16 protein-coding genes are annotated in these 17,925 nt (G+C 40.9%); 7 read left to right on the top strand and 9 right to left on the bottom strand.

All coding sequences use genetic code 11. The features are described from left to right. The first annotated feature begins 29 nt into the window (after window positions 1-29). Together B4Z90_RS05240 and B4Z90_RS05235 are read left to right on the top strand one after the other, a co-directional pair. Window positions 30-824: an AraC family transcriptional regulator gene (locus B4Z90_RS05240; protein WP_070569631.1), complete on the top strand. Its 795-nt coding sequence runs from the start codon at window positions 30-32 to the stop codon at window positions 822-824. 417 nt (window positions 825-1,241) lie between these two features. After that, the gene (locus tag B4Z90_RS05235; protein WP_070569629.1) at window positions 1,242-2,564 is read left to right on the top strand and encodes an NYN domain-containing protein; all 1,323 of its coding nucleotides are present in this window, start codon (window positions 1,242-1,244) and stop codon (window positions 2,562-2,564) included. 110 nt (window positions 2,565-2,674) lie between these two features. Here B4Z90_RS05235 and B4Z90_RS05230 read toward each other — a convergent pair whose 3' ends face one another. After that, window positions 2,675-3,340, bottom strand: coding sequence for a DUF2625 domain-containing protein (locus B4Z90_RS05230; RefSeq protein WP_070569625.1), 666 nt, complete (start codon window positions 3,338-3,340; stop codon window positions 2,675-2,677). A gap of 201 nt (window positions 3,341-3,541) precedes the next feature. Here B4Z90_RS05230 and B4Z90_RS05225 point away from each other — a divergent pair, with 201 nt between their 5' ends. Further along, window positions 3,542-4,072 carry a YfiT family bacillithiol transferase gene (locus B4Z90_RS05225; protein WP_070569622.1) on the top strand — a complete coding sequence of 177 codons (531 nt, stop codon included), beginning with the start codon at window positions 3,542-3,544 and terminating at the stop codon, window positions 4,070-4,072. 78 nt (window positions 4,073-4,150) lie between these two features. Here the strand turns inward: B4Z90_RS05225 and B4Z90_RS05220 are convergent, their stop codons facing one another. From B4Z90_RS05220 to B4Z90_RS05210, 3 genes are read right to left on the bottom strand one after another with little or no spacing between them, the layout of a single operon-like run. Next, window positions 4,151-4,378: a hypothetical protein gene (locus tag B4Z90_RS05220; protein WP_070569618.1), complete on the bottom strand. Its 228-nt coding sequence runs from the start codon at window positions 4,376-4,378 to the stop codon at window positions 4,151-4,153. 3 nt (window positions 4,379-4,381) lie between these two features. Then, window positions 4,382-6,931, bottom strand: coding sequence for an SEL1-like repeat protein (locus B4Z90_RS05215; RefSeq protein WP_115048046.1), 2,550 nt, complete (start codon window positions 6,929-6,931; stop codon window positions 4,382-4,384). A 19-nt stretch (window positions 6,932-6,950) separates the two neighbouring features. Continuing rightward, the gene (locus tag B4Z90_RS05210; RefSeq protein WP_115048044.1) at window positions 6,951-9,428 is read right to left on the bottom strand and encodes an SEL1-like repeat protein; all 2,478 of its coding nucleotides are present in this window, start codon (window positions 9,426-9,428) and stop codon (window positions 6,951-6,953) included. Between the two features lie 174 nt (window positions 9,429-9,602). Between B4Z90_RS05210 and B4Z90_RS05205 the strand changes: the two genes are divergently transcribed. Beyond that, on the top strand, window positions 9,603-10,160 hold the full coding sequence (locus B4Z90_RS05205) for a hypothetical protein (RefSeq protein ID WP_115048042.1): 558 nt from the start codon (window positions 9,603-9,605) through the stop codon (window positions 10,158-10,160). Window positions 10,161-10,220: 60 nt separating this feature from the next. Continuing rightward, a complete protein-coding gene (locus B4Z90_RS05200; protein ID WP_139145084.1) occupies window positions 10,221-10,781 on the top strand; it encodes a hypothetical protein in 561 nt (186 codons plus the stop codon). A 136-nt stretch (window positions 10,782-10,917) separates the two neighbouring features. On the opposite strand, the gene B4Z90_RS05195 is transcribed toward B4Z90_RS05200, so the two are convergent. From B4Z90_RS05195 to B4Z90_RS05175, 5 genes are all read right to left on the bottom strand, one after another. Continuing rightward, window positions 10,918-11,622, bottom strand: a complete 705-nt coding sequence (locus tag B4Z90_RS05195; protein ID WP_070569595.1) for an NUDIX hydrolase — start codon at window positions 11,620-11,622, stop codon at window positions 10,918-10,920. Between the two features lie 3 nt (window positions 11,623-11,625). Beyond that, on the bottom strand, window positions 11,626-12,552 hold the full coding sequence (locus tag B4Z90_RS05190; protein ID WP_201303504.1) for a hypothetical protein: 927 nt from the start codon (window positions 12,550-12,552) through the stop codon (window positions 11,626-11,628). Window positions 12,553-12,706: 154 nt separating this feature from the next. After that, window positions 12,707-13,489, bottom strand: a complete 783-nt coding sequence (gene nadE, locus B4Z90_RS05185) for an NAD(+) synthase (protein ID WP_070569592.1) — start codon at window positions 13,487-13,489, stop codon at window positions 12,707-12,709. Further along, the gene (locus B4Z90_RS05180; RefSeq protein ID WP_201649465.1) at window positions 13,479-14,975 is read right to left on the bottom strand and encodes a nicotinate phosphoribosyltransferase; all 1,497 of its coding nucleotides are present in this window, start codon (window positions 14,973-14,975) and stop codon (window positions 13,479-13,481) included. The genes nadE and B4Z90_RS05180 overlap by 11 nt, the downstream gene beginning before the upstream one ends. Window positions 14,976-14,979: 4 nt before the next feature. Next, a complete protein-coding gene (locus tag B4Z90_RS05175) occupies window positions 14,980-15,792 on the bottom strand; it encodes a ribose-phosphate pyrophosphokinase (RefSeq protein ID WP_115048038.1) in 813 nt (270 codons plus the stop codon). A gap of 689 nt (window positions 15,793-16,481) precedes the next feature. On the opposite strand from B4Z90_RS05175, the gene B4Z90_RS05170 reads away from it, so the two are divergent. Together B4Z90_RS05170 and B4Z90_RS05165 are read left to right on the top strand one after the other, a co-directional pair. Next, complete coding sequence (locus tag B4Z90_RS05170) at window positions 16,482-16,973, top strand: hypothetical protein (RefSeq protein ID WP_112374175.1); 492 nt, start codon at window positions 16,482-16,484, stop codon at window positions 16,971-16,973. 53 nt (window positions 16,974-17,026) lie between these two features. Next, complete coding sequence (locus B4Z90_RS05165; protein WP_115048036.1) at window positions 17,027-17,917, top strand: hypothetical protein; 891 nt, start codon at window positions 17,027-17,029, stop codon at window positions 17,915-17,917. Window positions 17,918-17,925 lie beyond the last annotated feature (8 nt).

The following is a 17,925-nucleotide window of genomic DNA, read 5'->3' as shown; positions in this document are numbered from 1 at the left end:
AATTTGCCATTAATTTAATTTAAAACGACATGGATCAGACAAATCATACGTTGATAATTGAAGGCATCCAGAAATCAACCTATGTCTGGTTTGAAGAAAACTGGATACACGACGACGAGTTACACAGTCATCGGAAAGGTCAATTGATTTATGTTGAGCAGGGTTTTCAATACCTTACCGTTGCAGGAAAAATGTACCTACTCCCCCAAAATCACGTTGCTTGGATTCCTTCAGGTGCATTACATAAGACCAACTCCCACTCGGAACGCATTAAGCTTATAGTCCTTTTTTTTGATCCCCCACAATTTGACAGCTCACAAGAGCATTTGTTTTTCAATCAGGTACAGCTATTTTCGGCGCCTAAAGTATTACGGGAAATGATTTTATATACCGAAAAATGGTCAAAATTGAGAGAAGAAAATGAACAGGAAAGAGTTTTCCTCGGTGCTTTACTCCATGAACTCCCCTATTTCTGCTCACAATTACTCCACTTAGAAATTACCCTTCCGCATGAAAGCAGGCTTCAAACGGTCTTAAATCACCTACATGACCATTACACAGAAGCCATCACGTTAGACGAGATTGCCATGCTGTCCAATCTTTCGCTCCGAACTATTGAACGCCTTTTTAAAAAAGAAACCGGAATGACGCTTGCAAAATATCAGCAGCTCCTTCTCATTATCAAGAGTTTGGAGCTTTTGAGCACAAAACAATTCACCATCTCTCAAATTGCGTATAAAGTCGGTTATAAAAGCGTCCAAGCATTTACCAATAGCTTTTATGCGGTGATGAAATATAGACCTTCGCACTTCATGATGGACTAGTTTTGGCGTAGCTACAGGCGGTTTGTAGCTAAGCAGCTACAAAATTTAGGACGTTTAAAAAAAATAGTAACGAATATTTGCACAGGTGTAATATTTACACTATCTTTGTATCATCATAATTTAGGTTTATAATTGGTTATTTAAGGTTTTCATTCTCCCCGTTTGAAAACCTTTTTTTATTTATTTTCACCGTCCCTCAAATCATTTCGCTACTCCGCAAACGTAATAATTTCCCTTTTAGGCCCAAACAAAAGCAGCTGATCGCATGTTCTCAAAAAATAGCGTTCAAATTAATTCTCAAAAAATTCAAGATATTCTTTAACAATACTGTATTTTTAACGAATATATTCGGATGAGAAAGGTCACGCGAATAGAAAAGAGTTCAAATATTATATTGAAAAAATAATCTAAACATATATGGCAGAACATGGGGATTTGCAAATCGCAATACTAATCGATGCGGACAATGTATCTTATCGAAAGATCGAAGAGATTTTGAATGAAGTCAAAAGATATGGAATTCCGACCATCAAACGCATCTACGGAGACTGGACCAACCCATATGTTGAAAAATGGAAGGATAAACTCCTTACCCATGCAATTACCCCCATACAACAATACAGTTATACACAAGGCAAAAATTCTACTGACTCGGCATTAATTATTGATGCCATGGATATTCTGCATTCAGACCGAGTTGATGGGTTTTGTATTGTATCCAGCGACAGCGATTTCACCCGACTGGCTACACGTCTTCGAGAATCCGGTAAACTGGTCATCGGTATCGGCGAGAAAAAGACCCCCAAACCCTTTATTGCCTCCTGCGACAAGTTCATCTACGTCGAAATTTTTGAGAAAAATCAAAAGAAAGAAACGGTCGCAAAGAAAAAGCAACAAAATCAGCCCAAACCTGCTCCCGTTGACAATCCAACAAGTATTGCCGTATTGGACGAGGAGACTTTGGAACTTTTAAAGGACACGGTGGATGATACTGCAGATGAAAATGGCTGGGCATTCCTGGGTGAGATCGGAAGTCTTTTCAACAAAAGAAAGCCTGATTTTGATGCGCGCAACTATGGATACGACAAGATGTCTCATCTTTTCAAAGCTTACAAAGAAGATTTTGAAATTGAGGAACGAAACACCGACAAATCGCGCATAAAACACTATTACATCCGTAATATTATTAAACGGCCTTTAGCAATGGCCAGCCCAGCTACAGCAGTGGACACCGAGCACAAAACTCCTGCTACTCCTACTCCTTCCGTACCCTCTACAGAAACTACGGAAAAAACTGCAAATCAAAACACCAGAAAGAAAGGGCGGCAAGATAAGAAACGTCAGGATAAAACAAACTCTGAGCCGATACAAAACGAGGCTCCAAAAGTTCAGGAAATTCAGGAACAAAAAACAGAAACGCCCCCCCCTACAGCTGACACTCCGCCCACGAACATGTTGTTTCCTTCTGAAGGTAACAAGATCACTACAGATGACGTAAAAAAATCGCAAATACGGATCACGAAAGAATTTAAACCCCTATTCCCAACCAAATCCCAAAAATTAAGGATTATGATCAACGCTGGAGAATATGAATGTAATTTTACCTATCGCGGCAGAGGGTTTCATGTGCTTAAATTAGGAAAAGATGCGGCGACCAAACTTGGCCTTTCCGAGGGGATACAAATACAAATAGTCAGACTGAACGAAGTTAGCTTTAGCCTTCAAAATAAATCAGTTTAATATCATTCAGCGGAATTATCTTCTGTATCATACGATAATAGGACAACAATACATTGTCCTATTATCGTATTAAAGCCTTATGCAGGAGGTTTGTCGTATTGAAATAACAATTAGCGTCCACCAGCAAATTCCATCGTAAAATGGTAGTTCTCATCGATGGCCATTGGCTTACGATCCACTTTACGAAAATCGCGTGCTTCTTCAGTCCACAGGAAAGGGTAAAATGAAAAAACTTGATTGCCGCTCAGGAGTTTGACCTCTTCGCTCCAGTCTTTCCATTTAAATGTTTCGTAAAACTGTCTAATATCCCCTTTCAATGCCCAAAAAACAAAATCTGAATAACCACATTCCAAACTTTCCCATTGTAAGGTATCTTGTGCGAAATAATAGACCTGTCCAATAGCATCTCCCAGCGCACCAGCATTAATAGCGAAATAACCACCTAGAACATCGTCTGCAATCAGCAAAAAACCACCTTTTTCGCCTTCCTTGTCAAAACTTTTCCCTTTATTCCATTCCATAATCCCTCGGTCCAACTGCGACGAGCCAGAGCCTAAAATACGTAACCAGCCCCCATCGATTAAAATACCACCAGTTTGATGAATAATGGCTCCCATAGGCGATTTTGTGGTAATTTGGGCCCTTAAAAGTTCCTCATCAGCCCGCTTAGGGTTTCGAGGAAGCACTTCATAAGCATTCGTCGCTTCTTTCATCCAACTTTCTACCAACTTCCATCCTGAATTACTTGTATCAATCAGTTCTTTTAGACTTTTCATTTCCTATGTGTTTTATGCAGCGACCAGCTAGTCTACCGGTCGAATTCGAACGCTATCCAGCTATTCATTGTGCCGAAATTACCATAATTCTTTATCGCATCCAAATTACAGCAGACCCAAGAGCAAATCGAAGAAAATATTCTTCGAAAACATACACCTAAAGATTAGGAACCTTGTGTCTATTTTAACTAATTTTAAGTCATGCAACATGAATTAGAAAAACTCAGATACCCTATAGGTCGCTTTGCGATACCCGATGTCATCAACAAATCCCTGTTGAATGACTGGATCAAAACAATTGCCGACTTTCCGGCCCGGTTAAAATCCGAAGTCGGCGATCTAACAGACGACGTACTGGAAAAACGCTACCGTCCCGAAGGCTGGACGATTCGTCAGGTCGTTCATCACTGCGCCGACAGCCACATGAACAGCTTTGTCCGTTTTAAATTAGCCCTCACAGAAGAAGACCCAACCATCAAATTATATGAGGAGAAATTGTGGGCCGAGCTTCCCGACGCAAAAAATATTCCAATAGAAAGCTCGATCAAATTGCTCGAAGGTCTACATGAACGCTGGGTTATTTTGTTGAAAAGCCTGACTGGCGAACAGCTTGAAAGAGGTTTTATTCATCCTGCGACCAAAAGGTTGATTTCTTTAAAGATCAATATTGGCCTCTATGCCTGGCATTGCAATCACCACCTGATGCACATTGTCAATGCTAAAAACCATTGATGGGCATCAAATATCGCAATGATCATTTCACTTAAAGTCAACAGATCATTGCGATAAATTTACTCTATTGCCGTCACTTTACGATAATGACATCGCCCATATAAAGGCCAGCAATCCGGCGGCAACCAGTCCAATAACACCCGATACCACAAAGGATAGGAAATAATATCCTACCGTCCGTGTTTGCTTCTTTACACGATGAACAATGCCTGCAGATAACGTATAAAGTGTTCCAAATCCAAAAAAAACAATCAGGATCAAGTCGATCAGAATGCCACCAAAATCTATATTTGCTGATGATAACATAATTTACTTTTTCTTTTTAAACAGTTTGCCAAAAAAGGACGAGCTAGCACCTGAGTCTTCAGACTGATTATCCCATTGCAATAAATCCAGTTCGATATCCAGTTCATTGTTTTTTGCAAAATCAAGCCAATGGACATATTTTTCCTGATTTCTAAATGTAGGATCATTCTTGTAATAATCCAATAAGCGAGCAGTGGCACTTTCGTAAACACCATAGTCGTTGGCTCGTTCAAAATAGTGGATCGCCTTTTTACTGTCCTTTTTAAATTTAAGTCCCTGATCATAGAGCAATCCATAATAAATATTGGAATAACTATTTTCTTTATCCCTTTTCAAATAAACCAATAGACGATCGTAATCCTCCAAACTGTAATAGATAGAAGCTATATTGCTGTTGTTCTCAACTAATTTTAATTCAGCTTTCTGATAATAGCTGAGGGCTTTTTCCAGATCTTCTTCGACATAGGTTCCACTTGAATAAAAGTAGCCTAAATTGGACAAAGCATAGCCATTACCCAACTCTGCTCCTTTCATGTAGGCATTAAATGACTTTTCCAGGTCTTTTTTATAGCCGATGCCATACTGAAAGAGGTAGCCGATTGCATTCCATGCAGCGGAATAATCTTTTTGGGCCGCTTGTTCATAATATTGAATTCCTTTGTCCAAATCTAAAAAAGGATTGTCTTCGCTATCAGTATCCGTATAGATATTCCCCAATTCATGCATGCTGCTTTCATTATTCTGGTCAGCAGAAAAGGTAAAATAGCGTATCGCCATTTCGACATCGCCTTGTCGGCAACAGTCCAGGGCCATATGATATAGCGTATAACTATCATAACTGGATTCAAAATTATCGCCCTTCGCAGCCTTCCACCCTTCAAAAAAACGATTACATATTTCAAAATCTTCTCCAGACAATTGATCCAGCTTCTTCAGAAACTGACCATATTGATCTTCCTGAATTACTTCCACACCATCGTAGCCCTTTTTATACAACAGGTCACCTTGCAATAACATCAGATCCTGATAGTGATTAACGCTTGCACAAACATAATCGTAGGCGGAACTGAGCGTCCTTTCCACTGCGTCAAAATAGTAATATCTTCCCGCATGGTCTTTCAGAATAAAATAATCCATCACAGCAGCATATACAATTTTCACATAGTGCGTTGAGAGCGGGACCAGCCACACCTTTTCAGCAGCCTGATAAATTCCCCTCCCGGTTGCTGTTTCGATAATATAGCAATCCCAGGCGCCATTACCAAAATCAGTCCCCCCTTGAATGGACCGAATTGCCAAATCTTGCAGTACAAAGGCGCGGGCTTCCAGGTCATACAAACGGATGCCGCCGGAATCAGCAAAAAATAATGCGCTTCGGCCATTTCCGGCATTAAGTACAGCAACATCTTTGACCAAGATAGTTCCATCGGGAGACAAAACTGATTTTTTCTTTTTATTATTCAAATTGACTGCATAAAAATCAAACAGTAATTCGCTCAGTGCACTACTGGCAAAAGCGCCAAGCAAAATACCGCTATTGGAATAATAATGACGCAGTTTATTTCCCCCAATCTCTTGATAGATAAATCCATCATAATCAATTTCAAACGGTTTGTCCGCACCGGCAGCATTGAACAGCTGGCCTTGAGCATCGATGATATAATATTGCTGATCTTTCTTCCCCTGATAATAACCGTAAGCAAAATCTTCGAGTTCATCATATTCAAGTGGTATGATTATTTCTCCGTTCCCGACGTTGACTAATCCATATTTTTTAGCTAAGCTCACCTTACCAACCGTTGATCCGGTTCCATATTGGGCTGGCGCCGCCGATGAATAAACACAGGAAATAGCTTCTTCTCCACCCCTATTCAAATAACCGAACAGCTCATTTTTCTGTATGACTGCGATCCCTTCACACTCAAAAGTACCAATTTCCTGATAGCTAGCTTCGACCTTCACCTCCCCTTTTGCATTGCGTATCCCCCAAAGCCCCTGATCTTCAAAAAATTGATTATCCAGACGATCAATCGCGTCTCTATTCCACCAGCCTAAGCCATAGTTGCTCCATTCCAGTTCGAGCATCGCTAAAAAAGAAGTATAACCAGCGGACACCAAAATAAACTCAAGCTCAGCTAAGGATTGTTTTTCGATTGCTTTTTCATAGAGCAAATTCTTCTCAAGGATTTCAATTGCAAAATCTTTGGCCTGTTGGCTATGTTTAACATCGCTCATGTTAAATACATCACTTGCGTTCAGCTGGAAATAATCGAAGGGTAAACCGTCCAAAAAATCGAACAGTTTCCCGATAGCTGCCATGGCCAGCGCATCGGAATTTAACCCATATTCATGAATGAGCAAATCATACAACGCACGAAGCTTTCTGACTCCCGGTTCCTTTTCGGAGTAAACTAAGGTACCTTTTGCTTTCGGATTAGCAGCAAATAGGGGTAAAAAAAGGGGTGGAATCACATAGTTCCATTCTCCTAAATAATGAGGGAAGTAATCTTGATCCTTCTTATCTGTATTGTAAATATATATGCGATGAGCCATTTTCTATGCAATTTCCTTACTATTGATCAATTTCAACAGCATTTTCTTTAGCAAAATTGAACCAAAATCCGTATTTATCCGCGTCTGAAGCCGCTCCATGCGCTCCATAGAGTTGTAGCAAACGATTAACGGCATAGGCGTACACGCTATTTTCATTGGCTTTTTCATAGTAGCGGATCGCTTTTTGTAAGTTTTGCTTTACACCAAAGCCTTCCTCATAAAGAATCCCATAATAAATAGCAGAAAATTGATTGGTTGTATCCTTTTTCAAATAACGCAATAAGTTCGCATAATCTTGCCCTTGATAGTAGATTTCTGCGATTTGAGCATCATTATAAATCCCCGCTTTCTCTGCTTGTTTAAAATAATCTAGGGCTAAGGCATAATCTTGTTCCACATATTCACCCTCGTAATACCAGTTACCCAGGTTGCTCATGGCCTGCGCTTCCCCCAGCGCAGCAGACTTTTGATAGGCCTTTAAGGCTTTAGATACATCAAAAGCTACACCATGGCCTGTGGCATATAAAAATCCCCAATTGTTCCATGCCTGCGCATGATCATGAGCCATGGCCTTTTCATAAAAAGACTTTCCTTTTTCGATGTCCATCCCCTCGTAGTCATCATCCGTAAAGATGTTTCCAAGCAGATATTGACAGTCCGCACTACCCCGATCTGCTCCGATGCTGAACAGTCGAATGGCATCTGAAATCTTTCCCTCCGCTTCCAGCTTCTTACCATTTTCCAACAGCGTTTCATTGTCAAAATACTGTTCGTAGCCGTCGCCCTTACGCCTGATCCATGCCTGATAGAACTGTATAAAATAACTTTGATCACGCCCCCGGAGCTGGTATCGCTCGGAATACAAATAGCCATATGCTGTTTCGGGAATCTCGACAACATTTCGATTTATATCCAAATTAAACAACTTATCCCCTTTGAATAAAAGCAACAGTTCACCTTCGGCCGCTTCTGGTCTTGGGTAATGAAAAGGCGAACAAATATAATCATACAGCGCACTACGGACGTTAAGCTTCGTATCGAAGCAGTACATACCCTGTGCACAGTGTATGCGCATAAAATCCAAAAAGCAATGTTCGATTTTTTGATAGGCAATAGCAGGTTCAAGTAACCATTCCCCTCGATGAGCGTCATAAATCCCCTGTCCTTGGGCACAACCAACGACAAAGATATCTTTACGGTACTGCTGTATATGATCGACTAGAACCTGATCAATCGTTAAATCAGCCAATCGGAATAAGCCTAGTTCAAGCGAATAGATCTGCCATCTTTTATTTTTGAGATACGCAATACTTCGATAGTCGTCCAACACTATAATCCGGTCAATTCCTTCATCCAAAATATTACCATCGGGTTGAATGACGGCAATTTTTGACTGTAGCTTATTGGGTTTAATCCAAAAATAGCGATTGGCTAGCGGCTCCAGGCTACCTTCCAAAAAGGTCCCTAAAAACTGACCATCCATTAGGTAATACTTCCTTTTTATCGTTCCTTTTTGCCGGCTATAGAACAACTTGTTATAGTCAAACATAAACGACTCGGCTGCGGGATCTGAAATAATCAATCGTCCTTCAGCCGAAAGGAGCATGTGGCTATCCCCCTGTCTTGCATTTAAAAAGCCATAGGCGATCCAGTCGAGTTCATCATATAATGCAGGTATGCTCAGCTGTTTGGTATCAATATGCAATACCCCACGTTTCCCTGCCACTTCCACTTCAGCGTAATTGTTCCCATTGATATGTCGGGCATCAAAGGCCTCCACATATTGACATGGAATTAGTATAGTGCCACTCGTATCAACATAACCAAAAAGGCCATCGCGTTCAACAACAGCGATCCCCTGTTCATTGAATTCGAATATTTCATCGTAAATCGCCTCAACCAAAATATCCCCCTTGGCATTCTTTAATCCCTGCTTTCCTACTGCCTCAAAAACTTCAGGGTCTGGCTCTTTCAGAACGTCTTCTTCCCATAAACCCAATCCATAATCAATCCAATCGGTTTGAAGGGCATCTAAAAAAGAAGTATAACCAGACGCTTTCACAAGCGGGTCAAGCGGATCTAAGGACTGTTCTTCGACAGCTTGTTCAAACAATAAGGCTTGCATTTTAATTTCTTCCACCCAATCTTTGGCTTGCTCCACATCTTTTTCCGCATTCATTGTAAAAACATCGCGTCCATCGATCTGCAAGGTATCAAAAGGTAGCGCTTCCAAAAATTCAAACATGTTGTTGACAGGCTCATAATAGCTTTTTTTATAATGCAATTGATACCTATCAGCCAACAACGCATAAAAATAGCGAAGTCTTGCGATCCCATCTTCCTTGTTGGCATAAAGCTGAGAACCTTTGGAACGGATATTGGCGGAAAATAATGGCCGCATGAGGATGGGAATTTCATAATTCCATTCAGCCAGGTAAGTGGGATATGTTTCTTTGGTCCTGAGATTTACATTATAAATATAAATACGATGTGCCATACTTTATTTCTTCTGTTTTTTGTTGTATCACATTGATCCGTTCCATACGACAAGAATCATGCGAATGCCGTAAAAATACCGTATTTATCGATTTTTTCGATTAGCGGAAAACAGGGATTTTTTTCTCCCCCTATTTTCGGCAACTTTGGATTGGATTTTGTAACAGAAAGAACAATGAATCATTTCAAATACAGTTATTATAGCAGTGCATTAGCACTCCTCGCGTTACAAATCGCTTGTCAGGAAAAACCAAAACAAGCTGAAGAACCTGTAAGTTCAAGCAAGGCCATGGAAAAAGCTGCCGAGGATACTGCCCCCAAAAAAAGTATCTCGTTAAAAACTTCCAAACTGGATAGCATTGACCAAGCAAATGCACAAAGCGTACTGGAATCTGACGAAATCACCAAAGCTTATGTAAACTTAAGTGCTCGAGACAGTATGATCCGCTTACATGCCAATATACGTATCGATCATCGCTTCTTTGGATACGAAGAGGCAGATAAACAGGCTACGAAGTTGCTTTTGTTTTCCATCTTTACAAATGATGTGGAACACAATCCATTTCAACTCAAATTGGGTGCATACTATGATACCTCCGACTTAGAAAGTAAAGGTTTAAAACTAAAATATGCTGGCCTAAAGGGCGACTTTGTAGCAGCGAAAATCATAGACGCCACCGATACACCGGTAGGCACCGTCTACTTCGAAAGAAAATGGGTTGAGATTGAATAACAAAAACCGTTTCTCAATCTATATGTTTATGAGTAACAACAATAATTGCGAAAAATAACGATGAAGGTAATCTTAAAGACTATGTTTCTGTCCTGCATGGTATTGTTTTTCAGCTGCCAGCAAAAGAATGGAGCCAAAAAATCAGCTGCCGCATTCAGCAGCACCGCCAGCATAGACTCCATAAAGAAACAAAAAGAGCTAACATCCATATCCGATGATAACCTTTCGCTCTTTAAACAGCTGTATCCTATTGCTATTCTTCGACCGGAAAGCAACGATAGTTTTAAGAAGTATGGCATCGAATTCTCAGGAATATGTTATGCATGCGATCTTGCAGAAATCAAAATGAATAAAAAACAACTGCTTTTGGTCAATGTCTGTGATTCCAATGAAATCTATCAAATCAAAGATTTCACCTATAATTTTCGTGACAGCGGCCTCACGATGAAGACTAAAAATAATGAGTTTTACTTCAAGAAAATAGAGAAAGAGCCCATTTTCGAATTAAAAATTAAGGGGGATTCTCTTTTGTTAAAAAATAAACGTGTCGCAAAATACTATACACAGAAAGCTTTAGTCGATCAGTTCGAAGTCCATGATTGTGGTGATTTTCAGGGTTAGCCCAAACGCGACTCAGCTTGAATTAGTGTATTAAGACAGCGCTGCACCGGACATTAACGTAAGATCTTAAAAAGACCAGACAGCAATGAAAGCAGGCAGAAGCCAATTTCATGGTTGCCTGCTCCGTTCGTTAGACCTATACTTCAAAATAAAACCCCGATTCAGTAAGTTCTTTATATTTTACCCTGTCAAAACTATAGATCTTTGCAGCCCTGGCACGCCGGTCTTTTTGCTTATCGCTGTGGTCGATCAATAAACCCATGCTGAGAATTTTTTTTCGAAAATTCCCACGGTCAATTGACCGCTGCAGAACGGTTTCATACAAATTGTGTAAATCGGGCAACGTAAACTGTTTGGGCAAGAGCTCAAAACCGATTGGTTGATAACGAATTTTACCCCTGAGCCGTTGTATGGCGGTGTTCAAGATCTGTTTATGGTCAAAAGCGAGATCCAACTTTTCGTCAATACCAAACCATTGCACCGCATCGATATCAACCCCTGCTTCCAACGTATAAGCATCGGGCCTGACAAGTGCATAATAGGCAATACTAATGACTCTTCCGCGCGGATCACGAGCTAAGTTTGAAAATGTATAAAGCTGTTCGAGGAAAATATCTTTGAGACCGGCCTCCTCCTGCAGTTTACGAATCGCACAGTCGTCGGCGTTCTCATCTTCCTGAATAAAACCGCCAGGAAATGCCCATTTTCCCAAGAAAGGCTCTATTGCCCGTTTGGTCAATAATACCTTAAGCTGGTTTTTATCAAAGCCGAAGATTACACAGTCAACCGTAACAGCAGGTCTTGGGTAATCATATGTGTATTTTTTTTCTGAGGCTGTCATCTGCTACAAAGTTACTTCGGTTGACAATTTGATCTGGATTCCATACTTCTCCTTTAAAGCCTCAAACTGCTGTAAAGTCTGCGCTTCAAATCCAGCGATGGGCGACATACAGTCGATCAATAAGGTGATTCGTGACGTAATCGCTCGATCTTGTTCAAAATATTCCAAAATCTGCACGGTTGATGCTAAAACACAATGACTGGAAGCTTCACCGGCGATGTATATCGCATCGTAATCGCGAATTGCATCGAGCACAGCATGATTTACGAATTTATTATCGTCATATTCCGCTTTGATAATACCGTACATTTCCGTATTTGGATCTTGCCCCTTATAAACCAATATGGGTTTGACCTGACGTGCTGCACTGTGAAAATAAAGCATATTGGTAAATTGACTCTCCAGCTGCGCCCCCGAAGTCCCTTCCAGACAATGGTATGGCCAGATACACAATTGTTTTTTTCCCTCAGCTTCCAAATGCTGGAGATAATCCAGCGCTAAGGCTGTATGGTCATTCGCAGCACGCCAGATACCATCGCGGACATCGGCATGGCGAATAACGGTGAATCGCTCCGGATGATTTCCCGCACTGTCAAGCCACCAAGCGGGATGGAAAATCTGCCTTATCGAGTGACAATCGAGACTACACATGACTTGCGTTAAGGCCTCAATATTACGGTACATCCACTGCGTCAGACGTTGTACATCGGCCTTTGAACCGTTGACGGCAAGACTACCGATGGATTCCATAAAATCATTTTGGACATCGATCGCCAATAGCAAGGTTCGTTTTTTATCCAAGGCTGCTGGCTGTATATTTTCTTCCTGTGCCAACATCAACATGTTTGGAATATTATCCTTTTTGCCGCTGGCAATCTGTTGGACATCTACAATCTGATCAAATTGTGTTTTTATGTTATTCAGTTTCATAACATCTATATTTATTTCAACGCAGCCTTCATTTCGCAGAACGATGAAGCCATTAAAGCCTTCTTCCAGTGAAAAATCATCTTCACTATAGTACTTTTTTGTCCCTTGTTGCCTGTTATGAAGTGCTTGCGTCGACTTCTCGAACCATTTAAAATTAACCTTTGAATGTAGGCACCGCTGCAAACTTGTGGGCAGATTGTTGTATACGTTTACGAATAATTTCGTCTATAACCGGATCGCCCGATGTACCTTTTAAAATAAACCCATCGATTTGCGCATAGGTCATACCCAATTCCTCTTCATCGGTCTGCCCCTCCCAAAGACCAGCAGATGGACTTTTATACTGAATAGATTCGGGCACCCCCAAATATTTGGCTAAGGTATATACTTCCTGTTTGGTAACCATTGCCAGCGGGTTCAGATCATAGGCACCATCGCCCCACTTCGTAAAATAACCTACAGTAGCTTCGGCCATATTCCCCGTACCAATAACAAATCTACTACCCAATTGTGCTAATTGATACAAATACGTCATACGAACACGTGGACGAATATTAGCAAGGCTCAAAGCGCGGTTAGTGGCGGTAGCTTCTGCGATAAACTTTTCTTGATGAATGGCCAACGCATCCACCGCGGGTTGAATGTCAAATACATGAAATGGAAAATCAAATTTCTGAATAAGCTCCATGGCATGTTGATGGCTTTTACTTTTGTTCATATCACTGCCATACGGCATCAACACCAAGTGGACATCCACCTGTGCCAGCCGGCATAGGCAAGCGACAACACTGCAGTCTATTCCACCACTCATACCCAATACAAGTCCTTTGCGGTCGGCCGATTTCACCTGTTGGGCAATCCAGGATGCCATCAATTGTGCATACTGTGCAACGTTTTCATCCTGGATGAAAAACGGTTTGTTTACGCTATTTTCCATATACTCGAATTGTTTCAGTTCTTAATCTATTCCTTATTTCTTCAAAACGCGTTGTGCGTATAAATTCGCCATTCAGATAACATGTTTCCAGCAGATTTCGTTCACCCAGATCGGCGACCGTTTGCGGTGTAAGATCGTCTATCAAACGAAAATCGTCATTTTCAAAGACCACAGCGACCATCCCCTTTTGCGACTTTTTAAAGTTGCCAGTATCTGTAGCGGGACGTTTCTGTATCGCTTTAAACTCACCATTGACAATCTCAGCCGTCCCTTTTAACGCAAAGCCAAAGGTATCCCGTGTCACATACTGATAGGTATACGAACCTATGCCCAATATGGTATTCGTCGAGGCAAAACCCTTATCCAGCAAACCTTGACAGATCTTATCCGCTCGATCGACTGTAATGGAATCACCGTACACTACGCCAATATGGGGATCCAGCTCCTTAAAGCCTTTGCTGTTGGTCGTACCACCAAAAAGTTCAAACAAACGTTCGACGATACCTTTCTGCACAGTACTGCGATCAGATGCAGCATCGCCACAGATAATCTTCACAGGATCGCCACTATCGGGACGAATAACAACCTTCCCCTCCCTAGCCATAATAAGATCTTTCAATTGCGGCAATACATTGTCAACTACATTCCAGAGGTCGTAGGTATCCGATACGATGGAGATATTTCCACTTGGATACACCGTTGTGATTAAATGTCGAAATGCTTCTACCTCGTCCTCTCCGTACGAACACATTACACTGTGCTCCGTCGATGGGGTGTACATCATTACATCACTTTTTGCATGATAGTAGGATTTCAGATACTCCCGAACAGACAATGTAGCAGAGACACCGAAGCTCAACAGATGTCCCCCAGCCGTACGATAAGCCGTTTCAGGAGAACCCATACCACGCATGGAAAAATCTCCGGCCTGCGTAAAGACTTTATTGACGTCGCCCGTTCTCTCGGCAAACCCCGTCAATAACCTTTTATAGCGATCTGCGATTGTCGCTGCAGTCATCGGTGACCAGATAAAAGCCGATAATTGTGTTTCCAGGTAACCCGGAAGCCAGAAAAAATCGGGATGTGTATTTTCAATCGTAAACATTGGTACGCCGACAGGAACCAAGCTTCCTTCCTGCAACGCATTTACCTTGATTGGAAGATACCCCAGCCGATGTAAGTCGCGAATATGTTTCGAATCATGCGTCGCCGCAAACTTCGCGTTTGTATTTTCAAAAACAGTTGCAATTGCCTCTTCGTAAGCCGCCACGACCTCTTCTTCCGGTTGAGCAAAAAAGTTTGCATCAAATGAATTGGTGATTTCGGCCAAGGCTCCCTGTAATCCAAAAAATACAACATGACTAATACCTTCTATGCGAGACATGCGTGGCGTCCAAGTCTCATAAACCCATTCCGTATGTGTTGGATATTGATCCTTATGACACAATTTATAACCATCTGTCCAAAGTATTGGATTCTTGCTCATTGATTTAAACATAACTTTCAGTCGTTAAGTTGATATAATTTATTTTTGGGTGCTCGGTATCCATCATGGAATTGGTGGTAAAGACACTGGTTATTGGTGAATCATCATCCAACAGGGTCCCTTTAAAAATTCGGGCTTCACAATGTGTGACCAAAAGATAAACTGCACTGGCTCCCATTTCTTTCAATATTTTCCCGGCCCAAAGAAATGTGCCACCTGCAGAACAGAGGTCATCGACAATAATACATTTTGCGCCGAGCGGAATATCTCCAGCCTTAAGTTCCATCCCTTCGATCCGGCCTGTTTGTGGATTTCGCTTTTTCTCAAAAACACAGCTATTTTCATAGCCGCTGTTGATGTAACGTGCCGCCGCTCCTTTATCCGGGAAAACAATCCGATCATTGTCCGAAAAATCAAGCTTTTCCATCAACTGTGGCAACCAGTCCAATGCCGGATAAACCCCAACACTGTTCACTAAAAGTTCTAGGGTAACGTGGGAATGCGGTTCGACCACAAACACCTGATCAAATTGCAAACTGTTGATAAACTCCGCCACATAGTTCAATGTGAATAAATCACCTTCTATTTTGCGATCCATACGGCTATAGGGCATATAATGGATCAATAACCGACAAGTTTCAGCTTCGGTTTCATCCAACCGCTTCTTGACAAAAAGCAAGCGGATTAAGTCTCCATCTTCTTGATATGTAAATTCGACAAGGTTGTCTTTTAAGATCAACTGATCAAAATCTTTCACTTTTGTTTCCCCGTTTGGAAATTGTTCTGTGACTACCTGTTGCTTATTTAATACGATCATAGCTTTTAATTTTACTTTGTACTATTGAGTATTTTTTACTCAACAAATATGAGGATTAAATTTAAGCGCGCAAAATATATTGAGTACTTTTTACTCATAAAATCACAAAAACACCATAAAACACTATCAATCAATCAAATAATTTAGAGAAAGTTAGTTTACTTAAAATTCATCCCCCATTTCTAACTATTGGTCCTAAAGCTGATCTCCTGATTCACCTATATTAAACCAAGCATACCTATACCAAGTCGTATCTCATAACAATTTTTAGTCACTATTTAGACAGTGATCATTCATTAATTATACAGTCCACACTGAGTCATCACTGAACGAGCACTGAACAATCACTGAACAAGCACTGAACAAACAATGTTAAAAGGTAGAATTTGATAGCTCGCTCATCCCCGTTTGGCTACACGGCATCCCGCTCTCCGTTTGATTGACGGGCAGAAAGAAAAATACGTGCGACAAGACAGAAAAATGCGATGGAAATATGGACTGCACAGGTCCTATAGGAGATGCTCAGGTGATAAAAAACTGCTGAGCGACAGTCTCCATAAAAATTAGCTGATTATAGGGATTGAAATTTTGCGATAAAACAAGATCTTTGTCTATACCAAAGTCAAAAAATTCTTTGTCAGCAAATTTGTGAGCCGGCGGGGGACTTTAGATTACTTTAAGCATAAAGCATGGAAATAGCCAATCTTATCAAACAGGATATTGAGTCAATCTTACAGATTGAATCTCAAGACATCAAACAGTTGGTCGAGGACTATCGCGAAGACTTAATGGATTCGGAAACCTATGACGCCATTGATGCGTACAATATGCTCTATTCGAATATTTATGAAATGTCCGAGGAAGAATACCTCGATGCTTTTCGCACGTTGGGAGAGGCCTATCCGAACTTTGGCAAGGCCGATGAAAATGACGTCCAAAAATCAATCGCTGAATTGGAACGATTAAAACATGCCTTTAATGAACTACAACTCCATACTACAGAAGGCAAACAGCTGCTCGCACTACAATTAGCCGTTTTGGAACTAGATATTCAGGTCTATCGAAAGCTTACCTTGTCGCCGACTACAATGGAGATACAAGCTGAAATCAATTTATTGGAATCCGAATCGTTTGGGTTAACCAATCAGATCAATCAGTTTTTAGAGCTATACCACGATTAGTCATGCGATCATTTTATACCATGAATCGCTTAGGGTTAAAAATAGGTCTTTGCATGCTTTGCTTACTAGCCGGTCTGGCAACATCGTTATTTGCCTACCAAAACAAGATCGTTTTTCAGTCACAGCAGCAGCCGGGGAGCAGAATACCCTTTTACATCACAGAGCAAGGAACACTTTGTTATAATTTGCATGCAGACAAGTTGGGCGTATACGCCATACAGATCAATCTCAACAGGCTCTTTCCCACCGCAACGACAGCGCATCTTCGTTCAAAACATTATGAATTATCAGACAGTACAATAACAATAATCAACTATGCTGAACCAGCTATCTCTATCAACTATAGGATTGCTAACAACACCTTTGTAATAGCCAAATCCTCCAATTGGCTCGCGGACTATCAACCCGAATTTCAATTTATCGCTTTGGACAGCCTCAGATACATGGAGAATTTATTCGACACGAACGATCTGAGCGGCCTCATGCAACTGGAGGTAGCCAAGCTCCCTTTTGAAAATATACTTTTATTTTTTAGTCAGCTGCATGGATTTTCCACAGTAGAGGAATTTAGCAGCAATGCCATTCATCGGATTTTAGAAAAGGGACAGTACGCTATCGCCAAACAGTTTCACCATTTATTTCTAGCTAAAAACAGACAATTCAATGATTTCGAAATCCTGAAGATAGCAATAGAAAAAAACGACATGGATTTTATCCGTAAAACTTGTTTAAATAGCCTGAACCGACTGGGTATTGATGAAATTAAAGCTGATTATAGCTTTACACAATGCACATTACTTGGAAAAGCTATCTTAATAAAAAACAAAATAATCGTAGATTATCTTTGCAGAACGGTGCAAACACGGAGAAAGTATACCAAAATGAATCCGACGTATTATCTGCTTTTCAACTTGCCGAAAGGACCAAGTCAAAGAAAATCATGAAACTATTT

This window comes from Sphingobacterium sp. UBA5639 (assembly GCF_002421245.1).
GTDB classification, from domain to species: domain Bacteria; phylum Bacteroidota; class Bacteroidia; order Sphingobacteriales; family Sphingobacteriaceae; genus Sphingobacterium; species Sphingobacterium multivorum.
The sequence above is the reverse complement of the archived record's forward strand: the minus strand, read 5'-3'. Positions and strand labels throughout refer to the sequence as shown.